This is a genomic window from Proteiniborus sp. DW1 (genome assembly GCF_900095305.1).
In the GTDB taxonomy this organism is placed as follows: Bacteria; Bacillota; Clostridia; order Tissierellales; family Proteiniboraceae; genus Proteiniborus.
Genome location: NZ_FMDO01000028.1, coordinates 49,074 through 61,450 on the forward strand (window position 1 = coordinate 49,074; position 12,377 = coordinate 61,450).

The 12,377-nt window shown below is 34.1% G+C and carries 13 protein-coding genes; 12 read left to right on the forward strand and 1 reads right to left on the reverse strand.

The genetic code is table 11. The annotated features are described in order from the left end of the window. Positions 1-162: 162 nt before the first annotated feature. Positions 163-1,122 carry an ABC transporter ATP-binding protein gene (locus tag DW1_RS06065; RefSeq protein WP_074349722.1) on the forward strand — a complete coding sequence of 320 codons (960 nt, stop codon included), beginning with the start codon at positions 163-165 and terminating at the stop codon, positions 1,120-1,122. Between the two features lie 231 nt (positions 1,123-1,353). Here DW1_RS06065 and DW1_RS06070 read toward each other — a convergent pair whose 3' ends face one another. Further along, complete coding sequence (locus tag DW1_RS06070; RefSeq protein ID WP_074349723.1) at positions 1,354-1,554, reverse strand: hypothetical protein; 201 nt, start codon at positions 1,552-1,554, stop codon at positions 1,354-1,356. Positions 1,555-1,730: 176 nt separating this feature from the next. Here DW1_RS06070 and DW1_RS06075 point away from each other — a divergent pair, with 176 nt between their 5' ends. The 11 genes from DW1_RS06075 to DW1_RS06125 all read left to right on the forward strand — a co-directional run bounded on the left by DW1_RS06075 (position 1,731) and on the right by DW1_RS06125 (position 12,311). After that, positions 1,731-1,979, forward strand: a complete 249-nt coding sequence (locus tag DW1_RS06075) for a hypothetical protein (RefSeq protein WP_200800477.1) — start codon at positions 1,731-1,733, stop codon at positions 1,977-1,979. A 4-nt stretch (positions 1,980-1,983) separates the two neighbouring features. Continuing rightward, positions 1,984-3,342 (forward strand): tripartite tricarboxylate transporter permease, encoded by a 1,359-nt coding sequence (locus DW1_RS06080; RefSeq protein ID WP_074349724.1) that lies wholly within the window; start codon positions 1,984-1,986, stop codon positions 3,340-3,342. 22 nt (positions 3,343-3,364) lie between these two features. Further along, on the forward strand, positions 3,365-4,315 hold the full coding sequence (gene mvk, locus DW1_RS06085) for a mevalonate kinase (RefSeq protein WP_074349725.1): 951 nt from the start codon (positions 3,365-3,367) through the stop codon (positions 4,313-4,315). Then, on the forward strand, positions 4,305-5,276 hold the full coding sequence (gene mvaD / locus DW1_RS06090) for a diphosphomevalonate decarboxylase (RefSeq protein WP_074349726.1): 972 nt from the start codon (positions 4,305-4,307) through the stop codon (positions 5,274-5,276). The genes mvk and mvaD overlap by 11 nt, the downstream gene beginning before the upstream one ends. 14 nt (positions 5,277-5,290) lie before the next feature. Further along, positions 5,291-6,364 (forward strand): phosphomevalonate kinase, encoded by a 1,074-nt coding sequence (locus tag DW1_RS06095; RefSeq protein ID WP_074349727.1) that lies wholly within the window; start codon positions 5,291-5,293, stop codon positions 6,362-6,364. An 84-nt stretch (positions 6,365-6,448) separates the two neighbouring features. Beyond that, complete coding sequence (gene fni, locus DW1_RS06100; protein ID WP_242942444.1) at positions 6,449-7,501, forward strand: type 2 isopentenyl-diphosphate Delta-isomerase; 1,053 nt, start codon at positions 6,449-6,451, stop codon at positions 7,499-7,501. An 83-nt stretch (positions 7,502-7,584) separates the two neighbouring features. Then, the gene (locus DW1_RS06105; protein WP_074349729.1) at positions 7,585-8,151 is read left to right on the forward strand and encodes a biotin transporter BioY; all 567 of its coding nucleotides are present in this window, start codon (positions 7,585-7,587) and stop codon (positions 8,149-8,151) included. Positions 8,152-8,343: 192 nt separating this feature from the next. Next, complete coding sequence (locus tag DW1_RS06110) at positions 8,344-9,228, forward strand: PRD domain-containing protein (protein ID WP_074349730.1); 885 nt, start codon at positions 8,344-8,346, stop codon at positions 9,226-9,228. Positions 9,229-9,345: 117 nt separating this feature from the next. Next, positions 9,346-10,740: an N-acetylglucosamine-specific PTS transporter subunit IIBC gene (nagE, locus tag DW1_RS06115; RefSeq protein WP_074349731.1), complete on the forward strand. Its 1,395-nt coding sequence runs from the start codon at positions 9,346-9,348 to the stop codon at positions 10,738-10,740. A 154-nt stretch (positions 10,741-10,894) separates the two neighbouring features. Beyond that, positions 10,895-11,818, forward strand: coding sequence for a DUF7916 family protein (locus tag DW1_RS06120; RefSeq protein WP_074349732.1), 924 nt, complete (start codon positions 10,895-10,897; stop codon positions 11,816-11,818). A gap of 10 nt (positions 11,819-11,828) precedes the next feature. Continuing rightward, on the forward strand, positions 11,829-12,311 hold the full coding sequence (locus DW1_RS06125) for a PTS sugar transporter subunit IIA (protein ID WP_074349733.1): 483 nt from the start codon (positions 11,829-11,831) through the stop codon (positions 12,309-12,311). Positions 12,312-12,377 lie beyond the last annotated feature (66 nt).

A 12,377-nucleotide genomic window follows, 5' to 3' on the forward strand; every position in this document is an offset into this window, starting at 1 on the left:
AAGCGTATCATTCTGAGACATAATCGAAGAATCCTATACTATCAACACATAGAAGGATTTTACTCATGTTCAGTATAACAAAAGAGGACTTAGTGATAATAGTTTATTAATATGACATTGAACGCTAGGTGTAATATATTTATAATGACTGGAGGGCTGGCTATGGAGTTTATTACTGTAGAAGGGTTAATGAAGGAATACACTATATATGAGAAAAAGAGTATCTTTAGAAGAAATAAAAGAAAAGTTGAAGCTCTTAAGGGAATAGATTTTACAGTTAAAAAAGGCGAGTTCTTAGGTTATGTAGGACCAAATGGAGCAGGAAAATCCACTACCATTAAAATACTGACAGGAATTATGACTCCAAGTAGTGGAATGGTAAAAGTAGGAGAATATATACCCTATAAAGATAGAAAGAAATATGTAAAAAACATAGGTGTAGTCTTTGGACAGAAAACACAAATGTGGTGGGATTTGCCGGTTATTGATACCTATGAGCTTCTAAAGGGAATATACAAGGTTGATGAAAAAAGATATAAGAAACAGTTAGATTATTTAGTAGATAGATTGTTTCTTCAAGACATCTTAAAACAACCAGTACGGCAACTTAGCTTAGGACAAAGAATGAGGGCTGAGTTAGGGGCGTGTATGATTCATGACCCTGAAATACTTTTTTTAGATGAGCCTACTATTGGTTTGGATATAGTGTCTAAGCATAAGGTAGTAGATTTTCTTCAAGAAATCAACCAGCAAGGAAAGACCATATTTTTAACGACACATGATATGAAGGATATAGAAAAGTTATGTAATGAGATGTTGGTTCTTAATCATGGAGATATAGTATATAAAGGTAAGGTAGAAGAATTGAAGACTATAGGAGAATTACCTATTAGAGTTGTTGCACAGTTTAAGCGCAATGGCTATGACACATTACTTAATGAAATTATATCAGGATACTCAGGAGCATATGATCCTGATAAGTCACAGCTTGTCCTAAATCTTAAAAGCAAAAAAGAAATATCGGAAATAGCTAAGGCTCTTTTCAATAATTTTGACATAGATGATTTCAAGATTGAAGAACCAGGCATTGAAGAGGTGATAAGGCTCATATATACTACTTAATACATAATATTTATTTATATAAGTACTGAGTATCATAATACATCTAATAAATTTCCATTTGCTATTTCAAAAACGTGTAAATATACAAGAGTAAAAGCCTCATTCAGGTTAGCCTCTCTACTGAGAACTACTACCTAAATGGGGCTTAAATGATTTGTGTATAAATCTTAGAAAGTTTTTTATAGCTAAGGAAAGTCCTGCTTTGATGCTTTTATATAATAGGATTTTTCGCTAATGAGTTTCAATAAGGATTTCACTTGGCCCACCCTTAAAAAAGCTATCTGGACTAATTCCCTTATTAGCTATCTTTGTGCTAGTTTCCTTATTAATTTTAACATCATATGTAGTTGGTTCAACTCCAGCATCTGCAAAGGATTGTACTGGTGTCATAAGTAGTGAAGATATTAATAATGTAGCAACTTGTCTTTTCATATTTTTGTCCTCCCTTTAATATGTTTGCTTATGTTATAAACATTCGGAGGATAAAGCAAATTTTTAAGGCATTATATATTGGAAATTTGTTCTTAGTTGCAACAATTTAGTTGTGGGGTTTTATAGTTTTTATTCTAGAATTCAGGGTAAGATATTAGAAGTGAGGAGGTGGTGCTTTGAAAAATAAGAGTACGATGGTTGAGATTTGGGGAGATGTTATTGAAATAAAATACTTGATAATATCTATAATCATCTCTTCCATACTTACAATGGGTGGATATTTTTTAGCTCCATCCAATGATAAAACTAGACAGCTTTTTTTTGGATTATTAGGAGCAATAATAAGCTTCGTTATCTCAACCTTCATAATAAAACCTAAGCGAATTATTGTTTTTGAAGAAGACATAATAAACAAAGAGGAGTAATTTTATGGACAGTTTGCTACTATTACAAATGATTCTAGCAGCCTTAGGGGCTGTGATTATATATATATTTATAGGATTTATTCCTGGTACAGATGAAACTTCGGTTCTAATGCCAATTACACTAACTGTTGTATTAGCAGGTGTACAGCCAATAGTTGTTCTGACATTTTTTATTGCAGCTATTGTGACATTAAACTTAACTAATGCTATTCCAACGGCCTTAGTAGGACTACCTGGTGGTGTAATGTCTAGTCCTATGATGGAACATTCTTTGTTTCTAAAGGATAGGGGAATGTCGGCTTTAGTGATTAAAAAGATGGCGGTGGGTGCTTTAATAGGAGTTGGGATTTCAATTCCTATGGCGCTGGTATTAGCAAATATTCTAGCACCCTATGCAAGGAATATACAAGCATTAGCACCCTTATTATTTTTTATAGGCGCAATTTTCTTATCTATTATAGGAAAAAATAAAATATTATCTCTATTTAGCATAGTTCCCATGGCAATACTATTTATGGGACTAAGACATTTATATTGGGGAATAGGAGTTGTACCTAAAAACGCAAATATTACAACCTCATTCTTCTTAGGTATTACTATTGGCCCCCTTATTGTGTCTTTGCTCACATTATTAAATAGAAAAAGTCTTCAGTCTATGATAATAGAAGATAAGAAGAAGGTTTTAATTCCTAATGATGCTGTATTGAGTAAAACATTGAATCCATTTAAAATATTGACAAAAACTGAAATGAAAAAGGCTTCTATTCCAGCTTTGATTGTTAGCTTTTTATTTGTACTTAGTCCAGTTGGACTTACAATTTTATTGGGAGAGTCAGTAGCTTCTAGAGAAAAAGATCCTGTTAATAGGGCAACTACAGCTATCACAACTATGAGCGCACTAGCACAAGCTACATATCTTTCAGGTATTATAATTCCACTAATTGCGCTGGGTATTCCACTGTCGCCTACTGCAATTGGACCAGGCAGTGCCTTATTTAATGCACCACCAGTATTTACAGTTGATAATAACTTACATCATATGCTAAGTAGTTGGGAGTTTGTTGCTGCTATATTAGTTGGAGCAATTATAGCAGTGGCCATAACCTACTATATTGCAAATAGATTTGCAGGAAAAATATCCACATTTGTTCTTCAAAAAATACCTCATGAGGCTATTATAGGATTATTTATTTCTCTTATTCTTTTATTATCATATATGGATGCAGGGTTAATTAATATTTTTGGAGTACTGCTAATAGGCATAACCTGCGGTACATTAAATAAGATGGGTGTAAACTATGGAGTACAGTTCATGACTCTGTATGCATCACCTTGGATTATTGAAAAGCTTGCATTATTTTAAATTATTAGATAAGGAGTACAGAATGGATAAGAAAACTTCAGTAGGAACTGCAATCGGCAAAATAATTTTAATGGGTGAACATGCAGTAGTTTATGGAGAGCCAGCAATAGCTATACCCTTTCCAGGAGCAAAGGTAAAGACTACTATATATAAAGGAAATGGTCCTGTGCTTCTTGACTGCTTATACTATAAAGGGGTATTATCAAATGCACCTGAAACATTACTTGGGCTAACAAAGGTTATTAAGAATATTACTGAAAGCTTAGGAGAAGAATTAAAAGATTTCAGCATTAATATAGAAAGTACTATTCTCCCCGAAAGGGGTATGGGCTCTAGTGCTGCAGTTGCTATTGCAACTATCCGTGCATTGTATGACTTCTTTAATAGACCTTTGACATATGATGAGCTCCTAAAATGGACTGATGTTTCTGAAAAAATAGTACATGGAAATCCAAGTGGTATAGATGCTGCAATTGTTAGCGGAGAAAAAACACTCTATTATATTAAAGGAAAGCCAGTTATACCATTTGAGTTTAAGCTAGATACATATTTAATAGTTGGTGATACAGGGAAAAAAGGTCAAACTAGGGCTGCTGTTGAGGGTGTTAGGCAGTTTATAGAGTCAAAAGCTGAAGAAGGTAGAGTTCTAATTAAGGAGCTGGGAGTACTGACTATGAGTGCAAAGAGCTCAATAGAAAGTAATGATGCTATAAAACTTGGCGAATCAATGACTAGAGCCCATAATATTTTAGATAAACTAGGTGTTAGTGATGATAACCTCAACTTTTTAGTTTCAGAGGCATTAAATAGTGGAGCTCTAGGTGCTAAATTAACTGGCGGCGGCAGAGGTGGATGTATGATAGCACTGGCATCGAGCAGAGAGGAAGCTAATTATATATCTAGTAAACTACTAAGTAGTGGTGCCGAAAATACATGGATTAGTAACTTAGGAGTTGATTTGGTTGATAAATAGAGGAAAGGCAAGGGCTTATGGAAATATAGCCCTAATTAAATACTGGGGAAAAAGAGATGAAAAATACATCTTACCGATGAATAGCAGTCTTTCCCTAACTATAGAATGTTTTTATACGGAGACAGAGGTTATTTTCGATGATAGCCTTAGTGAAGATTATTTTTATTTAAATGATGTGTTTCAAGATAAAGCAACCACAAATAAGGTAAGCTCATTTTTAGATTTATTCAGGCAATTTGCTGATATTAACATGAAAGCTATTGTCAATAGTAAAAATTTTGTACCTACTGCAGCTGGATTAGCTTCATCAGCTTCTGGCTATGCCGCATTAGCAGCAGCAGCTAATATTGCCAGTGGTCTAAATCTTGGCCCTAAAGAATTATCTATGTATGCCAGACAAGGCTCTGGTAGTGCAACAAGGAGTATTTATGGCGGATTTGTTGAGTGGCAAAGAGGAACATCTGAAAAAGACTCCTATGCCATACCAATAGATGATGCAAAATGGGATATTGGCATGGTTATAGTTATAGTGAACTCTAAGGAAAAGTCAATTTCCAGTCGTGAGGGTATGAAGAGAACTGTAAAGACTTCACCCTTTTATAAAGTATGGGCTCAATGTGCAGAAGATGATATTAAAGTAATAAAATCGGCAATTAAAGATAGAGATTTTGAGAAATTAGGTTTTATTACAGAGAGAAATGGACTTATGATGCATGGCACAATGCTTGGCGCAGTTCCACCTTTATCATATTGGGAGCCTGATAGTATTTTAGTTATGCAGATAGTAAGACAATTAAGAAATGAAGGCATCCTCTGCTATTTTACTATGGATGCTGGCCCCAATGTTAAAATATTGTGTAGATTATCTGAAAGTTATAAAATCAAAGAGAGATTAAGACAAGTATTTGCTGAAGATCAGATAATAGTTACAGGGCCTGGCCCAGGTATAGTTGTTCTATAGGAGGAGGTAGAAAAATGATTACATCTAAAGCTCCAGGTAAGTTATTTATAGCTGGGGAGTATGCAGTGATAGAACCAGGTTTTCCTGCTATTCTAGTAGCAGTAGATCAATTTATAACAGTTTGCCTAGAAAAGTCTACTGAAAAGGGAAGTATTAGCACATATAATAATGAACCTATATTTTGGACAAGGAACAATGACAAACTTACTATAGAAGGACATACTAATCGACTTAGTTATATATTATCAGCAATAAATATTGTTGAAAGATATGCAAGGGAGCTTGGCAGAAACCTTTTATATTTTGACCTAAGAGTAAGTAGTGATTTGGTGACTCAAGATGGTGTAAAATATGGACTAGGTTCGAGTGCGGCGGTGACAGTGGGGACTATAGAATCATTACTTAAGTTTTATGATATAGAAATTACATTAGATAAATTATTTAAGCTATCTTCCCTAGCAAATATTTTGATTAATGATAAAGGCTCCTGCAGTGATATAGCAGCCTGTGTTTATGGTGGCTGGATAGCATATACATCGTTTGACAGGAAATGGGTATTGGATAAGCTAAATAGTACTACAATATCTGAACTTTTAAGCTTAGAATGGCCTAATCTTTCGATTGAAAGTTTAATACCTCCTAAGAAGCTAAACTTAGTTATTGGATGGACGGGACTGCCTTCTAGTACTACAAATTTAGTAGACAAGATTAGGGATAGAAAGGAAAAGAAAAGCTTAATATATAATAGATTTTTAAATGATAGTAAAAAATGTTTAGAGAAAATGATTAATGCTTTTAAGAGCAATGATATAGATGAGATTAAGAAGCAAATTCAAATAAATAGAGGGTTATTAGTGAAAACAGGTAATGAGTTAGGTGTAAAAATAGAAACTCCTCAGCTGAAAGAGTTATGTGATATTGCATTAAAATATAATGGCAGTGCTAAGCCATCAGGCGCTGGCGGTGGAGATTGTGGTATTGCTATTTTCAATAGAGAATATGATTTAGCTCTACTAATTGAGGAGTGGAATGAATCAGGAATTATTTATTTGCCACTAAAAGTTTATAATAGGATAGGCTTCAATTGAAGTGAGGATTGTTGAAAAGTACATTTGTGTCATTATGACTGTTAGGCAAAGATAATCTTATTAATATTATTTTTTTAATTCCTTATGAGAAAGGTGATTATGTTGACAAATAGGAAAGACGATCATGTTAGACTAGCAATGGAGCTTCATGGTGAATCGAGAGCTTCAGATTTCGACAATATTCGCTTTGTACATCATTCGTTTCCAGAGATGAGTGTAGATGAGGTGGATATTTCCACATCCTTTTCCATATTTACTGTGGAGTATCCATTTTTTATTAATGCAATGACTGGAGGAAGCGAGAGTACAAAATTAATAAATGAGAAGTTGGCTACAGTTGCAAGGGAAACTAAGCTGCCAATGGCTTCTGGCTCATTAAGTGCTGCCATTAAGGATTCCTCTCTAATTGATAGCTTTAAAATCATACGAGAAGTCAACTCAGAGGGACTAGTTTTTGCTAACTTAGGTTCTGAACATACTGTAGAAAATGCTAAAAAGGCTGTTGATATCTTAAGAGCTGATGCTATTCAAATTCACTGTAACGTAGTACAGGAGATAGTCATGCCAGAGGGTGATAGGGATTTTTCGGGTAGGCTGAAGAATATTGAGAAAATAGTTAAGGCTTTGGATGTTCCTGTTATAGTGAAAGAAGTAGGCTTTGGTATGAGTAGAGAAACTATAAGAAAGCTAAAAGATGTAGGGGTACAAACAATAGATGTAAGTGGTTCTGGAGGAACTAATTTTGCAAAAATTGAAAACTATCGAAGAAGGACAAATAAATATAAATACCTAGAGAATTTTGGACAATCAACGGTTACTTCTTTATTAGAAGCACAGGATTTTATAAAAAGTACGGATATTATAGCGTCTGGAGGCATACGAAATCCTTTAGATATAGTCAAAGCATTAGCCCTAGGTGCAAAAGCAGTAGGTATTTCAGGGCTATTTTTAAATATGATTTTGAACGATGGTGTTGAAAAGACTATAGATAATATAAACAGTTGGAAAAAAGAGCTTAGGTCAATAATGACACTTCTTGGTAAAAAAAATGTATCAAGCTTAGCTAGTGCAGATTTACTGATTTTTAACGAAGTGAGAGAATGGTGTCTTGCAAGAGGTATTAAAATTGTCAACTAATAATATATATAAGGTTGACAATATAGATAAGCGGATATAAAATTATAATATGAACTACAATACAGACCTAGGAGGAAGGCGGCATGAAGCTCAAAACTCGTGACATGATTTTAATTGCACTATTTACAGCTCTCACAGCAATAGGAGGCTTCTTAAAGATTCCAACACCAGTAGTACCCTTTACACTTCAAGTGTTTTTTTGTGTATATGCAGGTATTTTTTTAGGTTCACGAAAGGGAATGCTATCTCAGCTTTTATATGTTCTCATAGGACTAGGAGGGGTTCCTGTATTTACCGAAGGAGGTGGGTTTGCATATATATTTAAGCCTACCTTTGGATATATACTAGGGTTCATATTATGTGCATATATAACAGGGAAGGTTACAGAGTCTTTTAAAGAACTTAAGTTCACGAATATTTTCATTGCATCCTTTGTTGGATTAGCTTCTGTGTATGTAATTGGAGTGCCTTATCTCTATTTAATGATAAATAGAGTAGCTGAGACACCTATTACTTTCTCTGCAGCCATTAAAATGGGTTTAGTTCCTTTCTTAGTTCACGATCTTATAAAATGCATAATAGTTACAGTGACAGCAGCTAAGATATTACCTGTATTAGGGCGTTTAGGGTATATTACAAAGAAAGCTTAGGGGACTATTGACTTTATATTACAATTATGTTATATTTGTCATAAGTATATAAATATTTAAACAAATCAACATATTTATAAAGGTGTGTTACTGATGGATAATCAGGCATAAACCTGTGTATGGGAATTTAATATTGCCATATATAGTTTATGCCTTTTATTTTTATATTAATTCTTAAAAGGGGGAGAGCTTTTGTCAGCTAAAGAGTATATAGTCTCGAAGATTTTAAACAATAATGTTATATTAGCTGTAGACTACAAGACTAGGCAGGAGCTTATTCTAATAGGAAAAGGCATTGGGTTTGGGAAAAAAGAAGGGAGAAAGGTTAATATACATATTAAAGACGTAGAGAAGTCCTTTATTGCTTATGATGAAAAGACAAAGAAAGAATATCTTCAGCTAATAAATCAACTAGATAGTAATGTTATGGGAGTAAGCGAAGAGATTATTGCTATGGCAGAAAAGCAGTTAGGACAGCTTAGTTCTCACATACATATTGCACTAACTGATCATATTGGATTTGCTATTGACCGAATAAAAATGGGCCTAGAAATAAATAATCCCTTTCTTTATGAAATAAGAGCACTATATCCAGAAGAGTATAAAGCAGGGCTATTAGCAGCAGAAGTCATTAAAGGCAGGCTTAATGTGACTATTTCAGAGTCAGAGGTAGGATTTATAGCACTTCATTTCCATTCTGCAAGACAAAACAAAAGAGTAACCGAAACTATGAAAGACACAAGACTTTTAAAAGAGATAATTGATATGATTCAAAGAGAACTATCTGTATCTATTGATAATAGAGATTTAATGTATACCAGACTAATAAACCACTTGAGGGTAACCTTAAATAGACTAGATGAAAAGAAGTATATAGAAAATCCTTTGTTGAGTAACATAAAAGAGCAATTTAAAGAGTCCTATAGGATATCACAGAAGATAGGTGAATATATAGAGGAGAAAAAACATATTAATATAACAGAAGATGAATTAGGATACTTGGCGCTTCATATAGAGAGAATTAAGGAAACTTCAAAGATAATATCTAGGCGTGTTACTGAGTTATATCAGGCATGAGCTTTTTTCATACAGATTTAATATGTATGTGACAGCTTATGCCTTTTATTATTCCATAAAAAAGGAGGGTAGAATATAAATAAGCAATTATAGAATCATAAATAAGGGGGATTTGTAATGAGAGGTTTTTTTGGAAAGCTTCAAAAGCTGGGAAAAGCGCTAATGCTTCCAGTTGCAGCAATGCCTGTGGCTGCACTATTATTAAGACTAGGGGCAGAAGATGTATTGAATATACCTTTTATTGAAGCAACAGGTAATGCAATATTTGATAATCTTGCAATTTTATTTGCAATAGGAGTGGCTGTAGGCTTATCAAAGGATAACGCTGGCTCAGCAGGACTTGCAGGGGCTGTTGGTTATTTTGTTATAACATCAGGTGCTCAAGCTATAAATCCAGTTATAAACATGGGAGTATTAGCTGGAATTATTGCTGGTGTTGTTGCTGGTAACCTATATAATAAGTACCATAACATTAAGCTACCTGATTTCTTAGGATTCTTTGGTGGGAAGAGGTTTGTTCCTATTGTTACATCTCTTGTATGCATTATTTTAGCTCTTATATTTGGTTTTATATGGCCACCAATACAGAATGTTATTGATTCAGTAGGAAATTGGATGATAGGTGCAGGAGCATTAGGAGTTTTCACATTCGGATTTTTGAACAGAATATTGATACCTTTAGGGTTACATCATGTAATAAACAGTATAGTATGGTTCATATTTGGCGAGTACAATGGGGCGACGGGAGACTTGCACAGATTCTTTGCTGGAGATCCAACTGCTGGTGGATTCATGACAGGTTTTTACCCAGTTATGATGTTTGGCCTTGTAGCAGCAGCTCTTGCTATGTATACAGCTGCTAAGCCAGAAAAAAGAAAGTCTGTTGGTGGCTTACTATTTAGTGTAGGATTCACTGCATTTCTAACTGGTATAACTGAACCACTAGAATTTATGTTTATGTTCTTAGCACCTGTATTGTACGTTGCTCATGCACTTTTAACAGGTGCTGCAATGGCAGTTTGTTATGTTGTGGGAATTAAACACGGATTTGGTTTCTCAGCTGGAGCTATAGATTATTTTCTTAACATGGGTTTAGCTACTAATGGTTGGTTGTTGATTCCTATTGGAATTGTCTTTGGAGTAATATATTATGTTCTTTTTGTATTTGCAATTAAAAAGCTTGATCTTCCTACGCCAGGAAGAATAGAAGAAGAGGGAGAAGGCCTAAATGCATTAATAGATGAAAAAGGGCTTCATGGATTAGCTAAATTATATGTTGATGCATTAGGAGGAGCTGAAAATATAGTTGAAATTGATTCATGTATAACTAGATTAAGATTATCAGTTAATGATGGAGATAAGGTAAACGAATCAGAGCTAAAGGATTTAGGAGCAACTGGAGTATTGAGACCAACTAAGAAAAATATGCAGGTAGTAGTTGGAACAAAGGCAGATATAATAGCAGAAGAAATTAAAGATTATTTAAAAAAGATAACTAAAACATCTAATTAGTAGTCAAACAGAATATGGTGGCAACTTGCTTGTCCACCATATTCTGTGAATCATTCATATGATTATGATTCTGTATTAATATAGTTGAACAGAGACTGGTGGCATTTGATTATATTAGTGTAGAATTAATAAAATGAAAATAAGGAGAGTAAAAATGTATAAGAGAATACTAGACCTGAACTCATCTGATATTGTAGATATGACTAAGGAAGAAAAGCTTCTAAGTATTAAAGCAGCTGAAGGAAGAACTGTATTGTCCGAAGTCATAACTATAGCTCCTCCAATTTTATATGATGTTAGTAACGTGGAGCTTGCATCAGCCTTTGGAGCAGATATGCTACTATTAAATTCTTATGATGTAAACAAACCAAAGGTAATAGGCCTTCCTATTAATGAAGGCGAAGAAGTTATAAGAGAAATTAAAAGGCTAACTGGAAGGCTTATAGGAATTAATCTAGAGCCTGTAGATCTAGAAGCTGATATAATAGATCAGAGAGAAGCTATCTCAGAAGGAAGATTAAGTACTGTCCAAAATGTACAAAAGGCTTTAGAACAAGGAGCAGACATGGTGGTATTTACTGGAAATCCAAAAACTGGAGTTACAAATAAACAGATTGTTAATGCTACAAAAAAGACTAGGGAAACAGTAGGAGATAAGATAATAATTACAGCAGGGAAAATGCATGCAGCAGGAAGTGGAAGAGAAACAGGAAGCGGTCTAATAGATAAGAATACAGTAAAGGACTTCATTGAGGCAGGCTGTGACATTGTTCTTTTACCTGCCCCAGGAACTGTACCAGGTATGACAGTAGACTATATTAGAAATCTCGTTGAATACGTGCATTCTTTTGGAAAGTTAGCAATGACATCTATAGGAACTTCGCAAGAAGGGGCTGATGAGTCTACCATAAGAAGTATCGCATTATACAGTAAAATGACAGGTGCAGACATTCATCATATAGGAGATTCAGGAATGGTATTAGGTATGGCTACACCAGAAAATATTATGATTTATTCAATTGCAATCAAGGGTAAGAGACATACCTATAGAAGAATGGCTAGATCTGTGAACAGATAGGAGGAGTAATATGTTTAATTTTTTGAAAAAGAAAAAAGAAGTTTCAATAGTAGCCCCTATGACTGGAGAAATCATAGAAATAGGTAAAGTCCCAGATAAAGTATTTGCAGAGAAAATGGTAGGAGATGGCTTGGCTATAAAACCAACAGATGGAGTAGTAGTAGCTCCTTGTAATGGCAAGGTAATACAAGTATTTCCTACAAAGCATGCTATGGGCCTCTTAACGCTAGAAGGGCTGGAAATCCTAATTCATATAGGGTTAGATACTGTAAGCTTAAAGGGAAATGGATTTAAAATCTTTGTTGAACCAGGAGATAATGTGAAAAAAGGAGATAGGCTTTTAAAGGTTGACTTAGACTATGTCTCAGAAAATGCTAAATCAACTATTACCCCTATAATAATTACTAATATAGATGCGGTTAATAGACTATTGGTGAGAAATGGAACAGTTGAAAAAGGAAAGGATGTGATAATGAGTATAGAGCTTAAATAAATATAAGTGTGTATACTATTAAGATGTTTTTAAAGGTGAAAATATAGACAATTATTGAAAGAGGCT